Origin of the sequence: Pseudomonas pharyngis (assembly GCF_021602345.1) — a bacterium.
Taxonomy (GTDB): Bacteria; Pseudomonadota; Gammaproteobacteria; order Pseudomonadales; family Pseudomonadaceae; genus Aquipseudomonas; species Aquipseudomonas pharyngis.
Window position 1 is genome coordinate 50411 of record NZ_BQID01000012.1, and the last position, 26410, is coordinate 76820.

Genomic DNA, 26410 nt, shown 5'->3' on the forward strand with positions numbered 1-26410 from the left:
CGGCTCTTGCTGGTTGTACGGAGGGTAGTCGGTGGGTTGCGGTGTTGCTGCGTGACGTGATCAAGCATCGAGAAACGCCTGCGCCTTGGTCACAAAGTCGGCGTGATGCTGGAAAATCCCGCCGTGCCCGGCATCCTCATAAATCACCAACTGTGCGTCGGGGATAAGCCTGGCCAGTTCAAACGAGTTAACGCTGGGCACCATGATGTCGTTGTCGCCGTTGACGACCAGCGTCGGCGTGCGCAAGCGTCCAAGCGCTTGCCGCGGTTGTTTGCCCCACGCCGTGATGGCTTTCAATTGCCGCAGGAAGGCGCGGGGCGTCGGGCCCTTGTCGCGATTGTTCTTGCGTGCCTTGAGGCGCCCTAAATACTGCGAGGCAGACTGTCGCCCATTGGCCGACGAGGTGAAGAAAAGGTAGAACTTGGGATCGCGCAGGGTCAGCAAGCCTTTGAGGATCAATGGCCATGACACTGTGCCGACCTTGTCGATGCCGGTGCCGCCCGCCGGTCCAGTACCGGTCAGAATCAACCGGCGTACCAAGTCAGGCGCCTTGAGGGCAATGTCCTGAGCGACGAAACCTCCGAGGGAAAATCCGAGCACATCCACGGTTTTCAGCCCCAGCGCCCTGATCAGTTGGATGGCATCGTCGGCCATTTCACCCACCGTCAGTGGCGCGGTACCACCCGAGTTGCCGATACCGCGATAGTCGGTGGTGATGACGCGTCTGGTTTGCGCCAAGCCATCGATGATCGCGGGGTCGAAGTTGTCCAGCACCGCGCCCCAATGATTGAACAGCACGAGGGGCACGCCGGTTGCGGGCCCGGTGTCGCGGTAGGCGTAGGGAATGCCGTTGACCGTGATCGACTGGTTCGCCGCGTCGATGAATGACGTCGGCGAACCCGGGCGGGAATTTGTCTGTATTGAACTCATTGTCACTCCGGCAAGCCAGCAGGATTCGATGCAATGCTCTGTGCCTGCATCGAATCTGCCGCGAATGCTCGCTAGCAAAAAATCACTGTGGCGTCTGGTAGCGTTGGGCGACCGCAGACTGGCGGATTTGCCCCAGCAGGCCCTGGCGTGCGCCCTGCAGGTCATCCCAGCGCTCGGCTTCGTGCAGCGGCGGGATGGTCACAGGTTCGCGACGATCAAAACCGACCAGTGCGGCATCCACCAGATCACCCACTTCCATGATTTCGCTCAGGGTGTTGATGTCGACGCCGGAGCGATCCCAGATTTCCGTGCGAGTGGCGGCGGGCAGCACGGCTTGCACATAGACACCTTGCGGCGACAGTTCCAGGCTCAGTCCCTGGGACAGGAACAGCACGAAGGCCTTGGTCGCACCGTAGACGCTCATGCCGAACTCCGGCGCCAGGCCTACCACCGAACCGATGTTGATGATTGCGCCGTCGCCGGCCTTGGCCAGGCGTGGGGCGATGGCGCTGGCGAGCCGCACCAGCGCCGTGGTGTTCAGGGCAACCAGCTGCGCAACGCTGTCGGTGCTTTGGTCGACAAAGTGGCCGGACAGCGCAGCGCCGGCGTTGTTGACGAGGATGCCGATACGGGCGTCGTCGCGCAGGCGGCTTTCAACGGTGGTCAGATCACCGAGTTGGGTCAGGTCTGCCGGGATGACATCGACGGCGACGTCGTGCTCGCTGCGCAAGCGCGCTGCCAGTGTGTCCAGGCGAGCCTGATCGCGGGCGACCAGTACCAGATCGTGACCACGTTTGGCGAAGCGTTCGGCATAGACGGCGCCAATGCCGGTCGAGGCGCCGGTGATGAGAACAGTAGGGCGAGTGCTCATGGGGTATCTCTCTTTCAGGAGGTGAGAAACGGAACGCGCTCAGCTTGCGCTGACGCTTGATTCAGCCAGCGTCGGGTAGTCGATGTAGCCCGCCGCGCCGCCACCGTAGAGGGTGGCGGAATTGAACGCGGACAGCGGCGCGCCCTGCTTGAGGCGCTCCACCAGATCCGGGTTGCCAATGAACGGGCGACCGAAGGCGATCAGGTCGGCCTGGTCTTCGGCGAGCCGCGCGTTCGCCAGGTCCAGGTCATAGCCGTTGTTGGCGATATAGGTGTTTTTGAAGCGCTGGCGCAGGGCGCCAAAATCGAAAGGCGCCACGTCGCGCGGGCCGCCGGTCGCGCCTTCCACCACGTGCAGATAAACCACACCGAGGGCGTCGAGTTGCTCGACGACGTAATTGAATTGCGCCTGCGGATCGCTGCTGGATACGCCGTTGGCTGGCGACACTGGAGACAGGCGCACACCGGTGCGATCCGCGCCGATCTCATTGACGACCGCCGCCGTCACTTCGAGCAACAGACGCGCACGATTTTCAATCGAGCCGCCGTAAGCGTCGGTGCGCAGATTGGCGTTGTCCTTGAGAAATTGATCCAGCAAATAGCCGTTTGCACCGTGAATTTCCACGCCATCGAACCCGGCGGCGACCGCGTTGGCCGCGGCCTGGCGGAAATCGGAGACGATCCCAGGCAGTTCGTCGAGTTCCAGCGCGCGGGGTTCCGAGACGTCTTCAAAGCGGTTGTTGACGAACACTTTGGTAGCGGCACGCAGCGCAGAAGGAGCCACCGGTGCTGCGCCGTTTTCTTGCAAGTCAACGTGCGACACGCGGCCGACATGCCACAGCTGCAGGAAGATTTTTCCGCCTTTGGCGTGGACGGCATCGGTGACTGTGCGCCAACCGTCTATCTGCGCCTGCGTGTAGATCCCGGGGGTGTCCTGATAACCCTGACCCTGTCGGGAAATCTGCGTCGCTTCGCTGATCAGCAAACCGGCGCTGGCGCGCTGGCTGTAATAGACGGCCGCGAATTCGCTCGGGACAAAGCCCTGGCCTGCGCGGTTGCGTGTCAGCGGCGCGAGAACAATGCGGTTCGACAGCGTGAGACTGCCCAGGGTGTAAGGGGTGAACAGAGTCTGTTTGGTCATCTGATGAATCTTCCGTGCCCGTTGATGGAAATCGGTGGGGTGTGAAATTAGGATGATGATCGAAATCTAAACTGTCAACGATTTTGATTATGGGCGACATCTATGTATCATCGGACGCAGGTATTTCCGCTAAACACGAGGTATTGCACGTGAGAGTGACCAAGGCCCAGGCGCAGGCCAATCGAGAACACATCGTTGAGACGGCCTCAGAGCTGTTCCGTGAGCGTGGCTTTGACGGCGTCGGTGTGGCGGATCTCATGGCGGCTGCCGGTTTCACCCATGGAGGCTTCTACAAGCATTTCGGGTCGAAGGTCGACCTGATGGCCGAAGCTTCGGCCTGCAGTCTCGGCAAATCGTTGACCGGTGCCCAGGCGCTCGATGTCCCCGGTTTCATCAACGTTTATGTGAACAGAGAACATCGCGACGGACGCGGCAGCGGTTGCACGATGGCCGCACTGTGTGGCGACGCGGCGCGTCAGTCGGACGACGTGAAAGCAACGTTTGCCGAAGGCATTGAACGCACCCTGCAAACTCTGGGGGAAAAATATCCGACAGGGCAGGATGCCGCGGAGGGCGAGGGCAGGAAGAAAATGATCGACTTACTGTCGCGTGCGGTCGGCGCAATTGTCTTGTCACGCGCCTGTCCAGATGATTCCGCCTTGGCGGATGAAATCCTTGAGGTATGCCGCGCCGAAATGTTTGCTTCATTGCCGGTGTTGCCGGTCGATGAAGTGGAAACGCCGTAGAAGGGCCGATCCGCCCTGTTCGACGGCTTGAACGTCAGCCCGTTTCACACAGCCGTTTTTCGTGAATATGTACTCTATTGGTCACGATTTGTAAGACCGCGACAGGCTGAGTAAGCTACGCCCATGAATCAGCCATCGATATCTTCGCCCGGCCCACGTGGCCCAGTCGATCACGACATTCGTGATCAGATTGTCGCGGCAGCCAATGAACACTTCAGCCAATACGGCTATGGCAAAACCACGGTTTCCGATCTGGCCAGGGCCATCGGTTTTTCCAAGGCGTACATCTATAAATTCTTTGATTCCAAGCAGGCGATCGGCGAAGCGATCTGCTCAAATTGTCTGGGGCAAATGGTTGCAGCGGTCGAACAGGCTGTTAACGCAGAGGGGATTTCGCCGACCGAGCGTTTCCGCCGGCTGGTGAAGACCGTGATTGCCACGGGTGTGGACCTGTTCTTCAATGATCGCAAGCTTTACGACATCGCGGCATTCTCCGCAGCGGAGCGTTGGCCAAGTGCTCAGGTGTATGAGGAGCAGATCAAGCGCTTTATCTTCGACATCGTGCGTGAAGGGCGAGAGCTCGGAGAGTTCGAGCGCAAGACTCCGCTGGACGAGACCGTCGAGGCGATTCATCTGGCCCTGCGTCCCTTCGTCAACCCGTTGTTGCTGCAGCACAATCTCGATTTTATCGAGGTAGCGCCCACGCTGACCTCCAACCTCATTCTGCGTAGCCTGATGCCCTGACCTGAAAGCGATCTGCTGGTGCTGCTCAGCGTGCCGCTACAGGTTGTGATTCAGTGGGTTGCCAGCCCCCGCCCAGCGACTTGAATACCGCCACCGCCGCACGGGCCGATTCCGTCCGCGCCTGCGCTCTGGCGTCGGAGGCCTGCAGCAATGTTTCGTCGGCGTGCAGGACATCGATCAGGCTGGCTGTGCCTTTTTCATAGGCGGTGAACGAGGACTGGCGAGCTTGAGTCAGCGCCGCTTCGCCGCCGGTCAGGGTGGTGGTCTGGGTTTGCCGATTCACCAGTGAAGACAGCGCGTTCTCTACATCTTCGGTGGCACGCAGTACCGACTGGCGATAGGCCGCCAGTGCTTCTGATTCCTGACCTTTGGCCTGATCGATCCGGGCGTTGATGCGTCCGAAGTCAAATAGCCGCCAGCGCAAACCCAGCACACCGGCCGACTGGCTTGCGCCGCCGGTGAAAAGATTGCCGCCGGATACGGCTGTCGCACTGCCGAGCAAGGCGCTGAGGGAAAATTTCGGGTAGTACTCGGCAATCGCTTCACCGATGCGCGCGTTGGAGGCCGCGAGGCGGCGTTCAGCCACGATCAGGTCCGGTCTGCGCCGCAGCAGATCTGCCGGTGTACCCAGCGCAGTCAGCGACGGCACATCGGGAATTTCGCCCTCACGTGCCAGTTGCGTGCGGTGAGTGCCGGGAGGCGTGCCGAGCAGCACGTCCATTGCATTCATGGCTGCCTCCAGACCGCTTTGCAGTACCGGAACGGTCGCCTCGACTTGCGACAACTCACCCTCGGCCTGGCGCACCTGATACTCCGCGGCCAGACCCTTGCCGTAAAGCAACCGGACCTTTTCCAGCAACGCGCGCCGGGTATCGACTTGCCGGTTGGCGATGTCCAGCCGCGCCTGTAATCCGCGCAGAGTGATGTAGATATCGGCCGTTTGCGCAGCGATCGCCAACCTCGTCGCCGTGACACCCGCTGCTGAGGCCTGATACTCAGCCAGTGCCGCCTCACGCCCGCGGCGCAGTCCGCCAAAGACATCGACTTCCCAGCCCGCCTCGAGATTGGCCTCGTAGGCATTGCCGTAACGGTCATAGCCGGGTGTTGAATTCAACACCTGGCCCAGTGGCGTCTCGACGGACTGATAAGCGCGTGCCGCCTGTGCGCTGATGTTCGCCGAGGGCAGCAGTGCTGCATTTGCGGCGCCCAGGCCGGCCTTGGCCTGGGTGACGCGCGCCGAAGCCTGTGCCAGATCCAGATTCTGCTGCAAGGCCTGGTCGATGAGGTCGGTCAGCAGCGGATCATTGAAGCTTTCCCACCAGGCGGCAAGGCTGTCCGGTGTCGATCCGGATCGCGGTTCGACAGCGGACTGCCCCAGGTAATGATCTGAAAGCGGGGCGTCTGGACGATGGTAATCCGGACCCACCGCACAACCTGCCAGGAGGCTGGCGGTAACCAAAAGAGCAATCGGGCGCAGGGGAGGCATCGGCGTTCCTTAACGAGATTTTCGTGACCATATTACGTAATGGTCACAACGTGTCAATTAAGGCTTGAAAAGGCATTCACAGCATTAATGATAAAAATGGAGCGTCGAATACCTCATGGAAAGTGACTGTTGACGATATTGGTCACAATGATGAGAATATGATGGTCATCCTATTTCAGTAAGTGAACTATGCACCGGCTTCGAATTTCCCCTATTGCCGCATGCCTGTTGCCACTCGCCCTGGCGGCGTGCGGTGATTCCTCATCCGTTGCAGACCCGCGCACACAGGCGCCTTTGGTCAGGTTTACCGCCGTTCAGGCTGCGGTTGACGGTTCCCGCACCTTCACGGGGGTGGTGACGGCGCGCATTCAGGGCGATCTGGGGTTTCGCGTTTCGGGCAAGGTGCTTGAGCGTCTGGTTGACACGGGGCAGAGCGTCAAACGCGGTCAGCCGCTGATGCGGCTCGACCCCATCGACTTGGGGCTGCAGGCACGCGCGCAGCAGGAGTCGGTCATCGCCGCACGGGCCCGCGCCAGGCAGACAGCCGATGACGAAGCCCGCTATCGCACTCTGGTCAGCGCCGGCGCCATTTCCGCATCGGCCTACGATCAGATCAAAGCCGCCGCAGATACCGCCAAGGCCCAACTCAGCGCCGCTGAAGCGCAAGCGGACGTTGCCCGCAACGCTTCCGGTTATGCGGTGCTGGTTGCCGATGCCGACGGCGTTGTGGTGGAAACACTCGCCGAACCCGGACAAGTCGTCAGCCCTGGACAACCGGTGGTTCGACTGGCGCGGGCAGGGCAGCGCGAGGCCATCGTGCACTTGCCCGAGACCCTGCGTCCCGCAGCAGGATCCACCGCGCAAGCCACGCTCTATGGCGATGCCTCGGGTGCTGTGACCGCGAAACTGAGGTTGCTTTCCGATTCGGCAGATCGCACGACGCGTACGTTCGAGGCGCGCTATGTACTGGAAGGCGCGCTGGCCAATGCGCCGATAGGTTCGACAGTCACCCTCAGAATCGCCGAGGGTTCGGCACCTGCCGCATCCTTGCAAGTGCCTGTTGCCGCGCTTTACGACGCGGGTCAGGGTCCTGGTGTGTGGGTCATCGACGGCACACCGCCAACCGTGACCTGGCGAGCGGTTCGGGTGCTGGGGTTGAGCGACGATTCGGCCCGAGTCGCTGGCGATCTCCGGGTTGGCGAACAGATTGTGGCGCTGGGCGCTCACCTGTTGCGCGAAGGTGAAGCAGTAAGAATGCCCGTGCCTGATGCGGCGACCGTTGCCGGGAGTCGTCCATGAGCGAGGGCCGATTCAACCTTTCTGCCATCGCCGTTCGCGAGCGTTCGATCACGGTCTTTCTGATTTTCCTGATCGCCGTTGCCGGCACCCTGGCGTTCTTCCAGCTGGGGCGTGCCGAAGATCCTCCGTTTACGGTCAAGCAGTTGACCGTCATCACGGCGTGGCCGGGGGCGACCGCACAGGAGATGCAGGATCAGGTCGCGGAGCCACTGGAAAAACGCCTGCAAGAACTCAAATGGTACGACCGCTCGGAAACCTATACGCGGCCAGGGCTCGCTTTCACGATGGTCTCGTTGCTCGATAGCACGCCGCCCTCGCAAGTGCAGGAAGAGTTCTATCAGGCGCGTAAAAAACTCGACGATGAAGCGATCAAGTTGCCGGCGGGCGTCATCGGGCCGATGGTCAACGACGAGTATTCGGACGTGACCTTTGCGCTGTTCGCCCTGAAAGCCAAGGGCGAGCCGCAGCGTCTGCTGGTCCGCGATGCGGAGTCCATGCGCCAGCGCCTGTTGCATGTGCCGGGGGTGAAGAAGGTCAACATCATCGGCGAACAAGCCGAACGGATATTTGTTTCCTTTTCGCATGACCGGTTGGCGACCCTGGGCTTGTCGCCGCAGGACATCTTCGCCGCGCTGAACAGTCAGAACGCACTGACCCCGGCCGGATCAATCGACACCAGCGGGCCACAGGTTTTCCTGCGTCTCGACGGTGCGTTCGACAAGCTGCAAAAAATCCGCGACACCCCTGTGGTCGTGCAGGGGCGGACACTCAAGTTGTCTGATGTGGCGACGGTCGAACGCGGTTACGAAGATCCGGCCACCTTCCTGGTGCGCAATAACGGCGAAGAGGCGCTGTTGCTCGGTGTGGTGATGCGTGAGGGCTGGAACGGCCTTGATCTGGGCAAGGCGCTGGATGCCGAGACCGTCAGGATCAATGAGGAAATGCCCTTGGGTATGACCCTCTCGAAAGTCACCGACCAGGCAGTGAATATCGACTCCGCCGTCGGCGAGTTCATGGTCAAGTTCTTCGTCGCGCTGCTGGTGGTCATGCTCGTCTGCTTTCTGAGCATGGGCTGGCGCGTTGGCGTGGTGGTCGCCGCTGCCGTGCCGTTGACCCTGGCGATCGTGTTTGTGGTGATGGCAGCCACCGGCAAAAACTTTGACCGTATTACCCTGGGGTCGTTGATTCTGGCGCTCGGGCTTTTGGTCGATGACGCGATCATCGCCATTGAGATGATGGTGGTGAAAATGGAGGAGGGCTACGATCGCATCAAGGCGTCTGCCTATGCCTGGAGCCACACGGCGGCGCCGATGTTATCCGGAACCCTGGTGACGGCGATCGGTTTTTTGCCCAACGGTTTCGCTCAGTCCACGGCCGGCGAATACACCAGCAACATGTTCTGGATTGTGGGCATCGCTCTCATCGCTTCATGGGTCGTGGCGGTGGCGTTTACTCCTTATCTGGGCGTGAAACTGTTGCCGGACATCAAGGCAGTCGAGGGTGGACATGCGGCGATCTACAACACGCCGCGATACAACCGCTTCCGCCGGGTTCTGACACGGGTCATTGCGCGCAAATGGCTGGTCGCGGGCATGGTTATTACGCTGTTCTTCGTGGCGGCGGCAGGCATGGGCCTGGTGAAGAAACAGTTCTTCCCGACCTCTGACCGTCCCGAAGTCATGATCGAGGTGCAAATGCCCTACGGCACCTCCATCGAGCAGACCAGCGCCACGGCCGCCAAGGTCGAAGCCTGGCTGCGCCAGCAGGATGAGGCGAAAATCGTCACGGCCTATATCGGCCAGGGTGCGCCGCGTTTCTTCCTGGCGATGGCGCCGGAACTGCCCGATCCGTCGTTCGCCAAGATCGTGGTGCTGACCGACAGTCAGGAAGCGCGGGAAACCCTCAAGTTGCGTTTTCGTGACGCAGTCGCTCAAGGGCTCGCCCCGGAGGCGCGTCTCAGGGCAACGCAAATCGTGTTTGGTCCTTACTCGCCGTTTCCGGTGGCCTACCGGGTGATGGGGCCTGATCCGGCCAAGTTGCGGGTGATCGCCGAGCAGGTGCGGGGCGTGATGCAGGACAGCCCGATGATGAGAACCGTGAACACTGATTGGGGGCCGCTGACGCCGTCGTTGCATTTCAATTTGGATCAGGACCGTCTGCAGGCAGTGGGGCTGACATCGACTGCGGTTGCACAGCAGTTGCAGTTCCTGCTCAGCGGAGTACCAATCACGGCGGTGCGTGAGGATATTCGTTCAGTGCAGGTCATGGGGCGGGCAGCGGGCGATATCCGCCTCGATCCACAGCAAATCGAAGGCTTCACCCTGGTCGGTGCGTCGGGGCAGCGGGTCCCGTTGTCGCAGATAGGCGAGGTCGATGTGCGCATGGAGGATCCGATCCTGCGCCGGCGTGATCGCACCCCGACCATCACCGTGCGCGGCGACATTGCCGAAGACTTGCAGCCACCGGACGTTTCCAGTGCGCTGCTGAAGCAACTGCAGCCGATCATCGAGAAACTGCCTTCCGGTTACCGGATCGAGCAGGCGGGTGCGATCGAAGAGTCCGGCAAGGCCGGCAAGGCGATCCTGCCGTTGTTGCCGATCATGATCGCCATGACCCTGGTCATCATCATTGTGCAGGTCCGTTCGATCTCGGCGATGATCATGGTGTTCCTGACCTCGCCGTTGGGCTTGATTGGCGTGGTGCCGACACTGCTGATCTTCAATCAGCCGTTTGGCATCAATGCGTTGGTCGGGTTGATTGCACTGTCGGGGATCCTGATGCGCAATACGCTGATTCTGATCGGTCAGATTCATCACAACGCGCAAGAAGGGCTGGATCCGTTTCACGCTGTCGTCGAGGCCACGGTGCAACGTGCGCGACCGGTACTGTTGACGGCCCTGGCGGCGATCCTGGCGTTCATTCCCCTGACACACTCGGTGTTCTGGGGGACGCTGGCCTATACCCTGATTGGCGGTACGCTCGTCGGCACCGTCATGACGCTGGTGTTCCTGCCCGCGATGTACTCGATCTGGTTCAAGATCGGTCCCGACGCCAGGGCGCCGACTGCAACAGTCAAACCGGTGTAGCGATAAATGCAGGAAATCGAGGCCCGTTCTGGCGGGCCTCTTTGTCCGCGCACGTGAACAGCCTGGCGCTATTGGCTCGTCATTTCCAAACCCCGGAAACGTCCGCGTCAGCCCTTGGTGCCAGAGCTTATGAAATCGTGTACCAGTGGAAATGGATGTACTCGTCTTCATACTCCGCGAACAGTGAAACGATGAAATCCGTCTTCATTGAGTACATCAGCAACGCTCCGACAAAACCTGTCGGCTCATGCAGCGGTTGCTTGAGCGGAGCAATCAAATCAATCGTCCGATCCACAATCATCTGATTGAAAACAGCTTCCGGGATTTTCTCAAACTTGGCGTCGGATACGTGTTGCGGGAAACGGCTGTCACTTTCAGGTCGCCAATCCAGGTACTCCGCCTGGAGCCAGAATTTCAGTCCGTCTTCACCATGTCGTTTGGGTGCGCGAGTTATTCTGATGGTCTCCTGCGACTCAGAATATCGAAAGGCGTCGTTTGGATAGGTGACGTAGTAGAGACCGCGACATTCACTTCGTGCAGCACTACAAATCTGCTGGTCACTCGATAGTTGATCGAAATCGCTTCTGTCGAACATGTAAATACCTGCGTTTACTTCGTGCAATTGGGCTGGAGCGCGCGATGTTAGCAAGATAGTCTTGCCGATTTCTCCGGGAGGCGTCTTCATCCCGTTTTGGCCAGACTCAAAGCAAGTCTTCAGGCTGCATCGTCAAAATGATTTTCCCGACGTTCTCGGAAGACTCCATTCGGCGGTGAGCATCGGCAGCCCGTGATAACGCAAAGGTGCTATCGACGACAGGCTCAAGACTTGCGGCCCCCTCAAAGCGATCAAGCCAGTGCTCGCGGAAGCGCTTGATCATGTCGTGCTTCTCCGGCTGCGTACGCGACTTCATCACCGTGCCGATGATTTGCAAATGGCGGTAAAGAATGTCCTCCAGCGCTACGGTCACGTTGCCGCCTGCGCCGAGGATGCCCACCTGAACCAGGCGACCGCCCTTTGCAAGGGACGCGATGTTGCGTGCGAAGTAGGGCGCCCCGATAAAGTCGATGATGACATCGACGCCGCGCCCCTGGGTTTTGGCGGCGATTACGTCAGCGAAATCCTGCGTCTTGTAGTCGATCGCCACGTCAGCGCCCAAATGCTCGACACGCGCCAACTTGCTGCCGTCGGTCGTCGCATACACCGTGGCACCCGTGGCGTAAGCCAGCTGCACCGCGGCAGACCCGACGCCGCCGGCGGCCGCATGAATCAACACTGAATCGCCGGCCTTGAGCCGAGCCAGATGCATCATCGCTTCATGGGCCGTGACGAAGACCTCGGGAATGGCCGCCGCGTGTACATAGTCAAGCTGCGCCGGGATGTGCATGGCCATGCGGTAATCGATGCGTGCCAGTTCGGCGTAGGCACCGCCTCCGACCACGCCCATGATTCGATCTCCTGCTTCGAATCCCGTCACCGCGCTACCTTTGCCGATCACTTCGCCGGCGATTTCCAGGCCGATGATCAGCGAGTCGCCGAAATTCGGACGGCCGTACCCACCGGTCCTGTGAGTCAGGTCCGCACGGTTCACCCCGGCGGCATAGACACGTACCAGAAGGTCGTCAGGACGGACTTCAGGGCTGGCAACTTCTACGAGTTCGAGGACGTCTGGCGCACCAAACGCTCTGATGTCGATGGCTTTCATTCAGTTGTTCTCCTTTGCGCTGAACGTGGCGTTGGCGATCGCGGATGCGGTGATGGCGGCAGGGAAACCTACGTAAAAAGCCAGGTGGGTGATCGCTGCCGCCATTTCGTCCTGGGTCACACCGTTGGCAGCCGCGCGGCGTAAGTGGGCAGGCAACTCTTCCGAGTGACCAGCGGCAATCAATGCCGCCACAGTGATCAGGCTACGGTCGCGCGGGGACAGCGCGGGATCGCTCCAGATTTGCGGGTAAAGCGTCGAGTCGACGAATTGCGACAGCTTCGGAGTGAACGCGCGTGCTGCTTCGCGAGGGCTGCTGAAATTGATCCTGGACATGGGCGAGCTCCTTAAACCTGGCTGATGAATTTGTGGGTGAGATAGTGCTCGATACCTTCAATGCCACCTTCGGAGCCGTGACCGCTTTCTTTCATCCCGCCGAAGGGGAGCTCGGTAGCGACGATGCGGTATTGGTTGATCCCGATCATCCCGGCCTCCAATCCGTCCGCGACGTCAATGGCCGTGCGCGCGTTGGAGGTGAACGCGTAGGCAGAGAGGCCGTAGGGCAGGCGGTTGGCTTCTTTCAAACCATCTGCCAGCTCATCGAACGGCATCAGTACGGCGATGGGGCCGAAAGGCTCTTCGTGCATCACGCGGGCATCCATCGGCACATCCGCCAGAACCGTGGGTTGGAAGAAGTAGCCTTCGCCTGCCAAGGCTTCACCACCGACCAATACCCGCGCACCTTTTTCGACGGCGTCGGCGACCAGTTCTTCCATCTTTGCCAATTGCCTCGGGTTGGCCAACGGTCCGACCTGGGTGTCAGGATGCAAGCCGTCGCCGATCCGCAGGGCCTGGGTCGCAGCGACAAAGTGATCAACGAAGGCTTGATAGGCACCACGCTGGATCAGAAACCGAGTGGATGAAATGCACACTTGCCCGGTCCCGCGAAACCGATTGGCGACACCTTCAATGGCGGCTTTTTCAATGTCGGCATCTTCGAATACCAGAACCGGTCCGTGCCCACCCAGTTCGAGGGTGATGGGCTTCACGCCTTCAGCCGCTCGTGCGGAGAGCAGGCGCCCGATGGGCACCGAACCGGTGAACGTCACTTTGCGGATGATCGGCGAGGCGATCAGATGGCTGGACACTTGATCCGGTACGCCAAAGACCACTTGCAGCACACCCTTGGGCAATCCTGCATCGTCGAGTGCACGCGCTAGGGCCAGCGCTGTGGAGGGGCTTTCTTCACCTGGCTTGAGAATGACGCTGCAACCCGCAGCCAGCGCTGCCGCGAGTTTGCGTGCCGGGGTGATGGCCGGGAAGTTCCACGGCGTGAATGCGGCCACCGGGCCGATGGCCTGGCGTTTGACCAGTTGCAGCACGCCTGGTCGATTGGCCGGGACCACACGGCCGTCGATGCGCCGGGCACTTTCGGCGAACCATTCGAAATACTCCGCCGCGCGGGTCACTTCATCCAGGCTTTCACCCAGCGGTTTGCCTTCCTCCAGGGTCATCTGCGCAGCAATCTGCGGTGCACGTTCGAGGATCAGGTCGGCGGCACGTTTGAGAATTTTTGCGCGTTTGTCGGGCACGGTCTGGCGCCATTGCTCGAAGCTCAGGCGAGTCACTGCCAGAGCGTGATCAAGGTCGCCTGCGGTGGAGAGTGGGACGCGTCCGATTTCCCGGCCGGTTGCCGGGTTAACAACGGCGGCAGTCTCGCGCCCTTCGGCGTTGAGCCATTCACCACCGATGAAAAGATAAAGCGGATCGTAGGAAGTCTTCATGATGTGGCCTTCAGTTGGTTGTGAGATTCGTATGAAGCTCGGTGCCTGATGGGCTGTGCCGCAGAGCCTGATCAGGAAGCTTGTGCAACCAAGTCTATGGAAGGAGGGCCCGTTGATTTAGTCGGGCCGAAGGGAATCATTGTTGTCTGCAGAGGTAATATCGGGCTGCGGGCCGACCGTGTAGCATCCTGAAAAAAGCGGTTATCACGGGTGTGCGCCAGATCCACAGGAAGGTCGCGATGGATAAGCTTTCGAACATGTCGGTGTACATAAAGGTTGTCGAGATGGGCAGTTTCACGGCCGTGGCCAATCATCTGGACTCCACGGTCGGTAACGTATCGCGTGCTGTATCTGCGCTTGAAAACGTGCTCGACGCACGTCTGTTGCAGCGCTCGACGCGGCGCCTGTCGGTCACCGATGCGGGGCGACGGTTCTATGAGCGCTGCACGAAAATTCTGGCTGATCTGGAAAGTGCCGAAGCCGAAGCCAGCAATGCGGCGCTGGAGCCTCGTGGAACACTGCGGGTGCATTGCGTCCCCGGGTTGGCTCGGCATCTGGTCACGCGGGCCGTGCTGGATTACCGCCAGCAATTCCCGGAGGTGTCTGTGGATTTACTGCTTTCACAACGCATGCCTAACCTGCTGGAAGACCAACTGGATGTCTCGATTCTGATCGCCCGAGCGCTACCCGATTCCGCGTATGTCAGCCAAAAGATCGGTGTCAGCCATTGTGTTCTGGTGGCGTCGCCAGACTACCTGGCCCGGCATGCGCCTCTTGAGACGCCTGAAGATCTGCGTGATCACCAGTGTTTGCTGCTGGGTACGGTGGACTATGCGCGGGATGAGTGGCAGCTCAAAAGCAAGGCGGGGGACGCGACATTTATCCCGACAGGGCCGAGTTTCAGCGTCAACGATATGGATGCGATGGCGCTTGCCATTCGAGAGGGTGCCGGGATTGGCTTGCTGGCCGGTTTCACGGCCATCGACGATCTGCGCTCCGGCAAGCTGGTGCGGGTTTTGCCTGACTACCATACCTACGAGCGTAACGTATATGCCGTCTATACCTCGCGACAGTTCGTCGATGCAAAAATCACTCGTTTCATCGAAACGTTGAAAGATCAGGTTGGCAGTCAGCTGGCAGCCACGGCCAAAGCACTTATCGGTTGAAACGCTGCGGGGCAGAAAGGTATTTGCGCCTCGATGAAGCAACTTCCCGAGGCGCAATGATCGGCGAACAGGTTACTTAGCCTTGGCTGCACCGGCCCATGACCTTATAGGCCAGTACGTGTTGTTTGCCTTGTGAATCCTGGTAGGTCATGTGTGTCGGTACGACTGCACAAATATCCGGCACCGGGTCTTCAGAGATGACCTTGGCGACATCAAGGTGGGTACCGTAGCCATATTGCTCGACCTGTTGATTCTTGGCATTACCGTCCTGTGCCGCTACCACAGAGCTGAAGCCCAAGAGTGCGACGATGATCATTGCAGTTTTCATGATGAGATTCCCTGAAGTAAGTGTGATCTTGCTGGCAGGACGAACTTTAGGCTCGAGGGGTTTGTGGAAACAGGAGCGAATCAGGGAAAGACTTTTCTACATTCCGAACACAATCGTCAGGTTTCGGACGTCAGAACGCTTGATTTTGGGACTGTCGGCTTTTGACTGAAAACCGCATCTTGAAGACAGCTGCCTCCCTCAGTTGCGAGGTGGAGGAACTAAATTTTTTTGGGGGCGCGCGCAGCCGTGTCGGAGCAGCAGGGGGGCGGAAATGACCGAAAAGATGCGCAAACCATCCTGAGGGAGAGGAGTAAAATTCCCGGATGCCAGAAACGACAAAGCCCTGAATAATCAGGGCTTTGTCGTACATAAGATGGCGGAGGCGATGGGATTCGAACTCATGGACCTGTTACAGTCGACGGTTTTCAAGACCGTTGCCTTAAACCACTCGGCCACACCTCCGTTGCGTTGCGGGCGCCATAATACCTGAATGAAACACACTGTCAAACTCTGTGCATGGCTTGTTACAGAGCGTCTGTTATGATCTTTGCGACTGAACGTTTCAAACCAACAGGAGTGTCGCCATGCGCGAACAGGATTACGCAGTTCACAACAGCGTGCAGGCTGAGCAGCTAGAGGTTAGCCGCGTCCTGCGCAACACTTACGGTCTACTGGCGCTCACCCTCGCATTCAGCGGTGTGATGGCGTTCGTGGCCCAGCAGATGCGGGTCGGCTACCCGAATATTTTCGTGGTGCTGATCGGTTTCTACGGGCTGTTCTTCCTCACCAACAAGCTCCGTGATTCGGCCTGGGGCCTGGTGTCGGCATTTGCCCTGACCGGTTTCATGGGCTTTCTGCTCGGCCCGATCCTCAACCGTTACCTGGGCATGCAGGGCGGCGCTGAAGTGGTCAGCTCCGCGTTCGCGATGACTGCGCTGGTGTTCGGTGGTCTGTCGGCTTACGTGTTGATCACTCGCAAGGACATGAGCTTCCTCGGTGGCTTCATCACCGCCGGTTTCTTCGTTCTGCTGGGTGCGACGCTGGCAAGCATGTTCTTCCAGATCAGCGGCCTGCAACTGGCGATCAGCGCAGGTTTCGTGCTGTTCTCCTCGGTTTGCATCCTGTTCCAGACCAGCGCCATCATCCACGGCGGCGAGCGCAACTACATCATGGCGACCATCAGCCTGTATGTATCGATCTACAACCTGTTCGTCAGCCTGTTGCAGATCTTCGGCATCATGAGCCGCGACGACTGATCGCTGCACCGCTATAAACAGAAAACCCGCGAAAGCGGGTTTTTTGTTGCCTGCGAAAATGCGAGCAGGCGCTCAATTGATCTCGATGCTGCCGTCTGCCTGTTGCTTGTAAATCGTGTAGGGCAGCAGCAACGTATCGAGCACTCCCGACACGGCTGCATCGACCAGCAGACCCGGCGTCGCGTTCTTGTAGTTGAACGCATCGACGTCATCCGGCTTTTCGGCGTGTAGCATGCAGAAATCGTACGTCACGCCACTGTAGATGCGCGGTACAGCGCCGCAGTAGGATTTTTTAGTCTTCAACTGGTCGGTGGAAGACTTATCGCTGAACGCCACGGTCTGCACCGTCCCGCACCCGGCCAGCATCAACATCGCCAGCATCATTGCCTGAATTTTCATACCGCCAATCCTTCGCCGGAAAAAACACAATCTACGCCGCTCACGCCATCGGCGGCAATCGTCGTTTCACCGGGGTCTTCTTGACGATAGCGGTATTGGTTTCCGCCAGCGTGTTCAACCGGTCAAGCAGGGTGTCCAGCTGCTCCATCGAGCGCACATGCAGGCGCGCGATAAAACAATCTTCTCCGGTGACCTTGTCACACTCGGTGAACTCGGGAATCGAAAGGATCTGCCGCTCCACTTCCTGCAACTGCCCCGGCAATGGCCGCACCCGGACAATCGCCTGCAACTGATAACCGAAGCACTTCGGGTCAATCTCTACGGTGTAACCCTTAAGCACACCGCGCTCCTCCAGACGCCGCAGGCGCTCGGCCACGCTGGGCGAGGACAACCCGCTGATTTGCGAAAGGGCCTTGAGCGAGCGGCGCGAATCCTCCATCAGAGCTCCGATCAGGATCTGGTCGATATCGTCGGTCATACAAGAAACTCCCGCATTAGGCGAATGGCACAAACCACCCTTGATAAAAAAGGCAGAAACCGAGTTTAGCCTGCTTTTTGCGCTGGAGAAGTTTCGGTCTCGCTTGGCATACTTTGTGCCACACATTAAGGAGATTGATGATGGACAAAACAATCCGTCGCGGCTCATTCGAAATGACCGCCGCCATGCTGATATCGGGGACAATCGGCTGGTTCGTGCTGGTGTCGGGGCAACCGGTGCTGGACGTGGTGTTCTGGCGCTGCGTATTCGGTGCCGGGACCTTGCTGCTGATCTGCGCCGCATTCGGCTTTCTGCGCCCAGGTATCTTGACCCGCACCACCTTCCTGCTGGCGGTGCTCAGCGGGATGGCAATCGTCGGCAACTGGGTGCTGCTGTTCGCCTCCTATTCCCGGGCTTCGATTGCCATTGGCACGGCGGTGTACAACGTGCAGCCGTTCATGTTGGTGGGGTTGGCGGCGCTGTTTCTGGGCGAGAAGATCACCCTGCAAAAACTGTTCTGGCTGGCGATTTCTTTCATGGGGATGCTGGCCATCGTCAGTGCCCACGGGGGGCAGGGCGAGGGTGGCAATGATTACCTGATGGGGATCGCGCTGGCATTGGGGGCGGCGTTTCTGTACGCCATCGCCGCGTTGATCATCAAGCGCCTGACCGGCACACCGCCGCATCTGATTGCGTTGATCCAGGTCTGCACCGGGGTGTTGCTGCTCGCGCCATTCGCGCATTTTTCAGCGATGCCCGAGGCACCGAGTGCCTGGGCCAGTCTGGTGACGCTGGGCATTGTCCACACCGGTCTGATGTATGTGCTGCTTTACGGCGCGATTCAGAAACTGCCGACCGCATTGACCGGCGCTCTGTCGTTCATATACCCGATCGCGGCGATTTTCGTCGACTGGTTTGCCTTCGGCCACCAACTGCAAACTCTGCAATGGGTCGGCGTGGCGGCAATCCTGCTGGCAGCAGCCGGCATGCAACAGGGTTGGGGATTGAAGTCACGTCGTCTGCTCGCTCAGTGAATTCAGATCTCCTTGACCGCGGCTTTGAACAGTCCTCTTAGTTGTTGATTGCCGGCATCGACCAGATGGTTATCGTCAAAATACAACGGCACACCTTGCTTTGACCCCATGCAGTTACCGTCCGGACAAAGCAGCGGGGTCGGGTCCAGCACCTGTGCATTGCACCGTTTCGCCACAGTTTCAATGGCATCGTTGGCGATTCGGTTGCGTTGCTCGTAATCCTGCAACGGGATGGAAATATCGGCAGTGTCACCAAAAATGCGTTGATGCAGATTCAGGCCTTTATAGACGCTGAACGGCATCTCCGGGATTGGTTTGACGATGTAAACCGGATGGTTTTCGGCGATGGCGCACACGGTGTTCGCGTATTCAGCGACGTAGGCCTCGCTGAAAGACATTGGCTGCTGATCGGGAAAGCGAATCCGATAGCTGTTGTTACGACTCGGATCGGCATACAGCGCCGCTCTGCTGAACAGCACCACTGGAATTCCCGTGTATGAATTCTTCAATATTTGCAGTTTTTCGTGATTGAACGCCTGACATTTACGCTCGAGTGTTTTGTCGTGCATCTGGAAGTTCTGCAATGTCGGACAACCGCCCAGGGACCACGACAAAGCTGCTTGCGGATTATCCATCTGCACGGCAGCGGCGGTGGATTGCGCATGACTGTCGCCAAACAGAATGACTGACACCTCGCCGTTGCCCAGTTTGCAATCGGCTGCGCCATGGGCATTCGGGTGGCATTCCTGGGTATAGAGTTTGCTGGTGTACTCGGGTTGCCCGAGGTCGACAAAGGCAAAGCGCAGTGATGGGTGATTCTTGACCAGCGACGCCGTCGCGGCAGACACGACAACCATTCCGGTCACCCACGATGCATACCTGAAGAGCGTACCGCGTACCGACTTCATCGGCTTGATTCTGGATTCCACCAGGTAATACGACCCGGCACCCAGAACAAATGACAGCGACACTGCGCCCCAGACGTGTGGCCAGCTATTGAGCAGGCCACAAGTGTAGAGAAGAACCACCAGTGGCCAGTGCCACAGATAAACCGAGTAGGAAATGGTGCCGATCAATTGCAGTGGCTTGAACGTGCTGAAAACCGATCGGGTATTACCGTAAATCACCAGTACCGTGCCCAGAACCGGCAAGAGTGCCAGGTAACCCGGCCAAAGGTCCTGTTCCGAAAAACACAACACACTACCCAAAATTGCCAGAAGCCCAAGGCCTTCACAGATGGAGCCGTTGCGCTTGCTCAGTTGCAAGGGAAAGAGAAATACGAGGCCACCGGCAATCAATTCCCAGGCTCGGGTCGGCAGCATGTAGAAGGCAAACACCGGATCCGAGCGTGTGATGACAGTCGAGGCGGCAAAAGACGCAGCAGCCAGTATCAACAAGCTGTAGCGGGTCTTTTGTGCGCCCAGGCACTTGTAAAGCGCCATCAGCAGCAAGGGATACAGCATGTAGAACTGCCATTCGACTGACAGCGACCAGGTGTGCAGCAACCAGTTCTCGTGCAGCGGTGCGTCGAAGTAGCTGCCACCCTTGGCGAACATGAAGTTGGAACTGAACAGCAGGCTGCTTTTGATCGTTCTGATGACGTCGCGAAAGTCATCCAGCGGCAGAAAGACGAAACCGAACAGCAGCAGGGCGAGACACACCACTAGCAACGCCGGGATGATGCGTCGGGCTCTCGAGGCGTAAAACCCCAGTAACGAAAAGCGCTGCTGTTCCAGGCCCGTGAAGATGATGCCGGTCATCAGGAAGCCGGAAATGACGAAGAACACGTCTACGCCTGAAAATCCGCCGCCGAACCCTGGAACATCAAAGTGATAGAGCACCACCGATAGCACGGCAAGCGCCCGCAAGGCATTGATATTCTTCCTGAATTGCATTGAAGCGTCCGTCCACGTCCATTGTGGAGGCGCATTGTAGAGAGTATGTCGAGTTTGTTACATCGGAAAAGTCTCAGATATTCCAGCGCGGCGCAGTCTTCGCCAGACGCTGGCGCATCTCGCCGATGTTGGCTGCCAGTTGTCGGGTCAGCAGGCGGTAGCCATCCAGCGGGCTGTAAATCGGCGTGTCGAGGCTGGCGTCCGGCAATTCCACCGGACGTCCCAGTCGCTGGACCGCACCGGATTTCAACGCTCGGGCCATGCCGATCAATTGCACGCGAATGTGCCGGTGTTCGGCCTTGAGCGCCGCTTGCAGGTGCGTCATGGCGTCGGGGTCGTTGGCGTCCGGGCGGATGTTGCCGAGGATTTCCAGAGTGCTGATGCACATGCGCAGGTTGCGCTGGATAGCGTCCAGCTCGGTCATCGACACTTTGACTTCCTTGGACACAGAAGGCATCAGCGAACGCAGTTGCACCATCACCGCGTTCAGCCGGTTCATCAACTTCAAGTGTTCGTCGGCGGTCACCGGTTGGCCGCCGATGATCCGTCCGTACACCGTCGCGCAATCGCGCAGCGCGTCGGCCAGGTTGTAGCGCCACGAGTACACCGCGTACAGCGGCAGGGCGAAGGAAAAGGCCAGGGCCAGGGCGATGCCGATCAGGATATCGACCCCGCGCCACAGCCCGTCGGTGATCGGGTTGTCGCCATGCCCGGCGACGATGAACACGGTGATGGCCGAGAGCAGGGCGGTGTAGCCGCCCTTGCCGATGGCGTGATACGAGAAGAATCCGCACACCACCGCCATCGCAAAATAGGTCAGCCACGGCATGCCCAGCCACGCCTGCTGCGCCACTATCAACAAACCGACGCCGGCACCGATCAAGGTCCCGGTGGCGCGTTCGGCGGCTTTCTTGCCGATGTTGCCGTGGTGCTGCAAGCCGCCGATCACCACCAGCATGGTCACCGACGCCCACTCGCCGTGGGGCAGGTTGATGCCGGTGGTCAGCAGGATCGTCGCCAGCAATCCCAGCGCGACCCGCACCGCGTGAATCGTTCGTGCATGGCGATAACGTCGATACGGGTCGAGCAATGGCCGCAGGATCCGCCGCAACAGCGGCGGCCAACGGTGGGGGCTGAAAGTGCTCAGCGCTGATTCCTCCTCAGAAGATGTAGTCGGTGGCGATGAAGTTCGAATCGCGCCCGCGAATGATTTCGCTGATCAGATCCTTGTTGGGTTCCTGGAACTTGGTCGCCACCAGCGTACGGATCGAAAACACTCGCAGCGCATCGTGTACCGACAGCGTGCCTTCGGCGGAGTTCTTGCGCCCGTTGAACGGGTAGGTGTCCGGGCCGCGCTGGCACTGGGCGTTGAGGTTGATCCGCCCGACCTGGTTGGCGAAGGTGTCGACCAGGCGGCCGACCGCCACCGGGTTGGTGCCGAAGATGCTCAGTTGCTGGCCGAAGTCCGATTCCAGCACGTAGTCGATCACGGTATCGAGGTGACGGTACGGCACGATCGGCACCACCGGGCCGAACTGTTCTTCCTGATAGACACGCATCTGCGGCGTCACCGGGTACAACACCGCCGGGTAGAAGAACGAGGCCCGCGCTTCGCCGCCATTCGGGTTGACCACCCGGGCGCCTTTGCTCTGCGCATCAGCCACCAGCCCATGCAGGTAATCGACCTTGCCTGACTCTGGCAGCGGCGTCAGCGAAACCCCGCTGTCCCATGGCATGCCTGGTTTGAGGCTGGCCAGTTTGGCGTTGAATTTCTCGATGAAGCTGTCGACCACATCCTCATGCACAAACAGGATTTTCAGCGCGGTGCAGCGCTGGCCGTTGAACGACAGCGAACCGGTGACCGCTTCGCTGACCGCGTTGTCCAGATCCACCTCGGGCAGGACGACCCCGGGGTTCTTCGCATCCAGGCCCAGCGCGGCACGCAAACGGTGTGGTTTCGGGTGCAGCTTTTTCAGGTCGCTGGCGGCCTTGTTGGTGCCGATGAAGGCGAAGATGTCGATCTTGCCGCTGGCCATGAGCGCGCTGACGGTCTCGCGGCCGCTGCCGTAGATCACGTTGATCACACCCGTGGGGAAACTGTCGCGGAAAGCTTCGAGCAGCGGACGGATCAGCAGCACGCCGAGCTTGGCCGGTTTGAACACCACGGTGTTGCCCATGATCAGCGCCGGGATCAGCGTGGTGAACGTCTCGTTTAGCGGATAGTTGTAAGGGCCCATGCACAGCGCCACGCCGAGCGGGACGCGGCGGATCTGGCCGAGGGTGTCCTGTTCCAGCTCGAAACGGCTGGAGCGGCGGTCGAGTTCTTTCAGCGCATTGATGGTGTCGACGATGTAGTCGCAGGTGCGGTCGAACTCTTTTTCCGAATCCTTGAGGTTCTTGCCGATTTCCCACATCAGCAGTTTCACCACGGCGTCACGCTGCTGGCGCATGCGCCCGAGGAAGGCTTCGACGTGCTGGATGCGTTCGGCCACGCGCAGGGTCGGCCACAGGCCCTGGCCCCGGTCGTAGGCGCGCACGGCGGCGTCGAGGGCGGTGAGGGCGGTGTCGGCGTCCAGCAGCGGCGTGCTGCCGAGGATCACTTGTTCGTCGCCGTTGTCGCCGTGCAGATAGACCGGGCTGCGCACGGTGGCGAGCGGGCCGTCCCAGCGGCGCAACTGGCCATCGACCAGGTATTCGCGTTGCTCGACCTGACCGTCGAGGCGGTATTTTTCCGGGATGTCGCTGACAGAAGGGAACAGGTTGCCAAGGATGTTTGCTGTGGTCATGTCGCTACCCCGTAGAAGATGTCGGCGGGCCGATTGGAAAAGGCTTTACAGGTTATACGCCTGAATTCACTGAAATTTAAACCCGCAAATGTCACGGGAATGTCACGCAAGGCGTAAGCCCTGACTGGCCCCGTATGCCCCCCTCACTGTCCCGCAATGCCCTCAACCCGCCGCCGTCGCTGCCTTAAGGTGTGATCACAACAATAAGCGGCACCTCACGCGAGGATCTTTATGCGGGCATCCCGATTCACCTGGCTGCTGATGCTGGCCGTTGCACTGGCCGGTTGCGGCGAAGACGCCAACTCCCCGACCTCATCCGGCATCGCCCGTAGCGCCATGCCCTCCGACCCGGCGCTGGCGCAGATCTACGCCAACAGCTGCCAGCTCTGCCACGCCAACCCCGCCGCCAATGCGCCGCTGACCGGTGACCGCAAGGCCTGGGAACCGCGTGTCCAGCAGGGCGCCGACACGCTGCTCGACCACGCCATCAACGGCTACAACGGCATGCCGCCGATGGGCCAGTGCGTCGAGTGCTCGGAAGACCAATTCCTTCAGTTGATCGGCTTCATGGCCGACCAGCCGCTCCCACAATAAGGATCCTGGCATGCCGATAGATCTGACACGCCGGCAGTTGTTGCAACGGGCAAGCATCGTCGGCGCGTTCAGCGCGCTGGCTTGCAATCCGGCGCTGGGCCAGTTGATGCGCGCGCCGCGGCTGATTCCCTGGCGCAACTGGTCGGGCGGGCAGAGTTGCCTGCCCGCGGCGCGGGTGGCGCCGAAGAATCTCGATGAGCTGACGACAGTCATTCAGCAGGCACCGGGCAAGATTCGTCCGGTCGGTTCGGCGCATTCCTTCAGTGCGCTGGTGCCCACCGATGGCACGTTGCTGTCGTTGAGCTATTTCAATGGTCTGCTCGATCACGACCCGAAAACCCTGCAAGCCGAATTCGCCGCGGGCACTCCGATGTCGCGCATGGGCGTGCCGCTCAAGGACATCGGCCAGGCCCTGCAAAACATGGCCGACATCGATTACCAGACCCTCGCCGGGGCGATTTCCACCTCGACCCACGGCACCGGCAAAACCTTCCAGTCCTACTCGGCCCACGTCTGCGGGCTGCAACTGGTGACCGCCAGTGGCGAGGTGCTGGATTGCGACAGCCAGCGTCATCCCGAAGTGTTCAACGCCGCCCGGGTATCCCTCGGCGCGTTGGGCGTGGCCACCAAAGTCCGCCTGCAAAACCGCCCGGCCTATCGCCTGCGGGAAACCCAGTGGATCGCCAAGACCGAAGAACTGCTCGAAGACCTGGACAAGAACACCCGCGAAAACCAGCACTGGGAAATGCTCGTCGTCACCCATTCCGACTACGCCTTGTCGATCGCCCTCAACGAAACCACTGACCCGCCCACGCCGCCGATTCCGCCCGAAGAGGAGGGCGGCAACGAGTTCGTGACGTTGATCGAGAAGATCGACAAGTACGGCAGCGATTTCCCGGGCCTGCGCAGTTCGCTGCTCAACAGCTTGCGGCATCTGGCGAGTTTCGATGACCGGGTCGGCGACTCGTTCGACATCTACGCCAACGTGCGCACCGTGCGTTTCAACGAGATGGAATATTCGGTGCCCGCCGAACACGGCCCGGCCTGCCTGCGCGAGATTCTCAAACTGATCCGCGACAAAGACCTGCGCACCTGGTTTCCCATCGAGTACCGCTATGTGAAGGCCGACGATATTCCGCTGAGCATGTTCGAGGGCCGCGACAGTTGCTCGATCTCGGTCCACCAGCATTACCAGATGGACCATCACAACTTTTTCGCCGCCGTCGAGCCGATCTTCTGGAAGTACAGCGGCCGCCCGCACTGGGGCAAGTTGCACACGCTCAATGCCCGCACGCTGCAAACGCTCTATCCGCGCTGGCAGGAATTCATTCAGATACGCCAGGCGCTGGACCCGAACGGCAAGTTTCTCAACGGGCATCTTTCGTCGATTCTGGGGGTGAGCTGATGGCGGTCAATCGACGTGATTTCGTGCTGGGTACGTTGGGTGTCGGTGCCTTGCTGGTGGGCGTGGGTGCGTGGCTGCGGCCGGGGGATCGCGGCGGGCCTTACAGCGACTATTTCCGAGCGCTGAACAACGAACTCAAGGCCAACGGCCCGATGCGCCCGGTGTTGCTGATCGATCTGGATCGCCTCGATCACAACATCGACGTGGTGATGCGCTCGGTCAAACGCACGGGCAAGCAGTTGCGGCTGGTGGAGAAATCCCTGCCGTCACCGGGGTTGCTCAGCTACATCGGCCAACGGGCGGGGACGCAGCGGCTGATGTCGTTTCATCAGCCATTTCTCAATCACGATGCGGTGACGTTCCCGCAGTCGGACATCCTGCTCGGCAAGCCCTTACCGGTACGCTCGGCTGAGCTGTTCTATCAAACCCACAAAGGTCCGTTCGACCCGACGAAGCAACTGCAATGGCTGATCGACAACCCCGAACGCTTGCAGCAATACCTCGCGCTGGCCCAGGGATTGGGCACGCGGATGCGGATCAACATCGAGCTCGACGTCGGCCTGCACCGGGGCGGCGTCAGTGACGTGAACGTGCTCGGGCAGATGCTCACGCTGATCGCCGCCAACCCGCAGCACCTGGAGTTCGCCGGCTTCATGGGCTACGACCCGTTCGTGGGCATGGGCGTGCCGGGGATTCTCGGTTCGCCCGAGGAACTGTTTGCCAAGGTGATGGTGATTTATCAGCGCTGCGTCGACTTCACCCGGCAGCAATATCCGGCGCTGTGGCATGACGGCTTGTGCCTGAACACCGCCGGCAGCCCTAGTTATCGCATGCATGAAAACGAACACCTGAGCAGTGAAGTGTCGGTGGGGACGGCGATGCTCAAGCCGACGCATTACGATCTGCCGTCGCTGGTTGAACATGAACCTGCCGCGTACATCGCCACGCCGGTGCTGAAAAGCACGGGGGCGGTGAATATTCCGGCGCTGGATGACAAGTCGAAACTGTTTTCGTGGTGGGACACCAACCAGCGGCAGACCTTTTTCATCTACGGCGGCAACTGGATGGCCGAGTTCGAATCACCGCCCGGATTGCAGAGCAATGGTGTTTACGGCCGTAGCTCGAATCAGGAGATGGTCAATGGTTCGAATGCCGTGGGGCTGACGGTGGAGGATCAGGTTTTTCTACGGCCGACTCAGACTGAGGCGGTGTTGCTGCAGTTTGGTGATTTACTGGCGGTGCGCGGCGGCAAGATTGTCGATACCTGGCCTGTGTATACCTGA

The 26410-nt window shown here is 59.8% G+C and carries 24 protein-coding genes and 1 tRNA gene; 10 read left to right on the top strand and 15 right to left on the bottom strand.

Annotation, left to right across the window (positions count from 1 at the left end):
- Positions 1 to 60 precede the first annotated feature (60 nt).
- From L6D74_RS22605 to L6D74_RS22615, 3 genes are all read right to left on the bottom strand, one after another.
- Entirely contained in the window at positions 61 to 930 is an 870-nt protein-coding gene (locus L6D74_RS22605; RefSeq protein WP_236190438.1) for an alpha/beta fold hydrolase, read from the bottom strand.
- A gap of 82 nt (positions 931 to 1012) precedes the next feature.
- Positions 1013 to 1801 (bottom strand): SDR family NAD(P)-dependent oxidoreductase, encoded by a 789-nt coding sequence (locus L6D74_RS22610; protein WP_236190440.1) that lies wholly within the window; start codon positions 1799 to 1801, stop codon positions 1013 to 1015.
- A gap of 39 nt (positions 1802 to 1840) precedes the next feature.
- Entirely contained in the window at positions 1841 to 2941 is a 1101-nt protein-coding gene (locus L6D74_RS22615) for an alkene reductase (protein ID WP_236190441.1), read from the bottom strand.
- A 149-nt stretch (positions 2942 to 3090) separates the two neighbouring features.
- On the opposite strand from L6D74_RS22615, the gene L6D74_RS22620 reads away from it, so the two are divergent.
- Together L6D74_RS22620 and L6D74_RS22625 are read left to right on the top strand one after the other, a co-directional pair.
- Positions 3091 to 3687 carry a TetR/AcrR family transcriptional regulator gene (locus L6D74_RS22620; protein ID WP_236190573.1) on the top strand — a complete coding sequence of 199 codons (597 nt, stop codon included), beginning with the start codon at positions 3091 to 3093 and terminating at the stop codon, positions 3685 to 3687.
- A 123-nt stretch (positions 3688 to 3810) separates the two neighbouring features.
- Positions 3811 to 4431 (top strand): TetR/AcrR family transcriptional regulator, encoded by a 621-nt coding sequence (locus L6D74_RS22625; RefSeq protein WP_236190443.1) that lies wholly within the window; start codon positions 3811 to 3813, stop codon positions 4429 to 4431.
- Between the two features lie 25 nt (positions 4432 to 4456).
- Here the strand turns inward: L6D74_RS22625 and L6D74_RS22630 are convergent, their stop codons facing one another.
- Entirely contained in the window at positions 4457 to 5917 is a 1461-nt protein-coding gene (locus L6D74_RS22630; protein WP_236190444.1) for an efflux transporter outer membrane subunit, read from the bottom strand.
- A gap of 189 nt (positions 5918 to 6106) precedes the next feature.
- On the opposite strand from L6D74_RS22630, the gene L6D74_RS22635 reads away from it, so the two are divergent.
- Positions 6107 to 7216: an efflux RND transporter periplasmic adaptor subunit gene (locus L6D74_RS22635; RefSeq protein ID WP_236190446.1), complete on the top strand. Its 1110-nt coding sequence runs from the start codon at positions 6107 to 6109 to the stop codon at positions 7214 to 7216.
- Positions 7213 to 10302 carry an efflux RND transporter permease subunit gene (locus L6D74_RS22640; protein WP_236190447.1) on the top strand — a complete coding sequence of 1030 codons (3090 nt, stop codon included), beginning with the start codon at positions 7213 to 7215 and terminating at the stop codon, positions 10300 to 10302. Before L6D74_RS22635 ends, L6D74_RS22640 begins: the two co-directional genes overlap by 4 nt.
- A gap of 127 nt (positions 10303 to 10429) precedes the next feature.
- On the opposite strand, the gene L6D74_RS22645 is transcribed toward L6D74_RS22640, so the two are convergent.
- From L6D74_RS22645 to L6D74_RS22660, 4 genes are read right to left on the bottom strand one after another with little or no spacing between them, the layout of a single operon-like run.
- The gene (locus L6D74_RS22645) at positions 10430 to 10987 is read right to left on the bottom strand and encodes a hypothetical protein (RefSeq protein ID WP_236190449.1); all 558 of its coding nucleotides are present in this window, start codon (positions 10985 to 10987) and stop codon (positions 10430 to 10432) included.
- 16 nt (positions 10988 to 11003) lie between these two features.
- Positions 11004 to 12005 carry an NAD(P)H-quinone oxidoreductase gene (locus L6D74_RS22650; protein WP_236190451.1) on the bottom strand — a complete coding sequence of 334 codons (1002 nt, stop codon included), beginning with the start codon at positions 12003 to 12005 and terminating at the stop codon, positions 11004 to 11006.
- Positions 12006 to 12338 carry a carboxymuconolactone decarboxylase family protein gene (locus tag L6D74_RS22655; protein WP_236190452.1) on the bottom strand — a complete coding sequence of 111 codons (333 nt, stop codon included), beginning with the start codon at positions 12336 to 12338 and terminating at the stop codon, positions 12006 to 12008.
- Between the two features lie 11 nt (positions 12339 to 12349).
- Complete coding sequence (locus tag L6D74_RS22660; protein WP_236190453.1) at positions 12350 to 13786, bottom strand: NAD-dependent succinate-semialdehyde dehydrogenase; 1437 nt, start codon at positions 13784 to 13786, stop codon at positions 12350 to 12352.
- A gap of 239 nt (positions 13787 to 14025) precedes the next feature.
- Here L6D74_RS22660 and L6D74_RS22665 point away from each other — a divergent pair, with 239 nt between their 5' ends.
- The gene (locus tag L6D74_RS22665; RefSeq protein ID WP_085611760.1) at positions 14026 to 14952 is read left to right on the top strand and encodes a LysR family transcriptional regulator; all 927 of its coding nucleotides are present in this window, start codon (positions 14026 to 14028) and stop codon (positions 14950 to 14952) included.
- A 76-nt stretch (positions 14953 to 15028) separates the two neighbouring features.
- On the opposite strand, the gene L6D74_RS22670 is transcribed toward L6D74_RS22665, so the two are convergent.
- Positions 15029 to 15280: a DUF2790 domain-containing protein gene (locus L6D74_RS22670; protein ID WP_064596091.1), complete on the bottom strand. Its 252-nt coding sequence runs from the start codon at positions 15278 to 15280 to the stop codon at positions 15029 to 15031.
- 374 nt (positions 15281 to 15654) lie between these two features.
- Positions 15655 to 15742, bottom strand: a tRNA-Ser gene (locus L6D74_RS22675).
- Between the two features lie 122 nt (positions 15743 to 15864).
- Between L6D74_RS22675 and L6D74_RS22680 the strand changes: the two genes are divergently transcribed.
- Positions 15865 to 16536, top strand: coding sequence for a Bax inhibitor-1/YccA family protein (locus tag L6D74_RS22680; protein WP_007955123.1), 672 nt, complete (start codon positions 15865 to 15867; stop codon positions 16534 to 16536).
- Positions 16537 to 16608: 72 nt separating this feature from the next.
- Here L6D74_RS22680 and L6D74_RS22685 read toward each other — a convergent pair whose 3' ends face one another.
- Positions 16609 to 16935, bottom strand: coding sequence for a YceK/YidQ family lipoprotein (locus L6D74_RS22685; RefSeq protein ID WP_064596208.1), 327 nt, complete (start codon positions 16933 to 16935; stop codon positions 16609 to 16611).
- 40 nt (positions 16936 to 16975) lie between these two features.
- Complete coding sequence (locus L6D74_RS22690) at positions 16976 to 17413, bottom strand: Lrp/AsnC family transcriptional regulator (RefSeq protein WP_064596210.1); 438 nt, start codon at positions 17411 to 17413, stop codon at positions 16976 to 16978.
- A gap of 140 nt (positions 17414 to 17553) precedes the next feature.
- Here L6D74_RS22690 and L6D74_RS22695 point away from each other — a divergent pair, with 140 nt between their 5' ends.
- A complete protein-coding gene (locus L6D74_RS22695; protein ID WP_236190454.1) occupies positions 17554 to 18447 on the top strand; it encodes a DMT family transporter in 894 nt (297 codons plus the stop codon).
- Positions 18448 to 18449: 2 nt separating this feature from the next.
- On the opposite strand, the gene L6D74_RS22700 is transcribed toward L6D74_RS22695, so the two are convergent.
- From L6D74_RS22700 to L6D74_RS22710, 3 genes are all read right to left on the bottom strand, one after another.
- Positions 18450 to 20342, bottom strand: coding sequence for an acyltransferase family protein (locus L6D74_RS22700; RefSeq protein WP_236190455.1), 1893 nt, complete (start codon positions 20340 to 20342; stop codon positions 18450 to 18452).
- 73 nt (positions 20343 to 20415) lie between these two features.
- Positions 20416 to 21456: an FUSC family protein gene (locus L6D74_RS22705; protein ID WP_178076469.1), complete on the bottom strand. Its 1041-nt coding sequence runs from the start codon at positions 21454 to 21456 to the stop codon at positions 20416 to 20418.
- Positions 21457 to 21502: 46 nt separating this feature from the next.
- Positions 21503 to 23128: an NADP-dependent glyceraldehyde-3-phosphate dehydrogenase gene (locus L6D74_RS22710; RefSeq protein WP_236190456.1), complete on the bottom strand. Its 1626-nt coding sequence runs from the start codon at positions 23126 to 23128 to the stop codon at positions 21503 to 21505.
- Between the two features lie 231 nt (positions 23129 to 23359).
- Between L6D74_RS22710 and L6D74_RS22715 the strand changes: the two genes are divergently transcribed.
- From L6D74_RS22715 to L6D74_RS22725, 3 genes are all read left to right on the top strand, one after another.
- Positions 23360 to 23722: a c-type cytochrome gene (locus L6D74_RS22715; protein WP_236190457.1), complete on the top strand. Its 363-nt coding sequence runs from the start codon at positions 23360 to 23362 to the stop codon at positions 23720 to 23722.
- A gap of 76 nt (positions 23723 to 23798) precedes the next feature.
- Positions 23799 to 25127, top strand: coding sequence for a D-arabinono-1,4-lactone oxidase (locus tag L6D74_RS22720; protein WP_236190574.1), 1329 nt, complete (start codon positions 23799 to 23801; stop codon positions 25125 to 25127).
- A gap of 74 nt (positions 25128 to 25201) precedes the next feature.
- A complete protein-coding gene (locus L6D74_RS22725) occupies positions 25202 to 26410 on the top strand; it encodes a DSD1 family PLP-dependent enzyme (protein WP_236190575.1) in 1209 nt (402 codons plus the stop codon).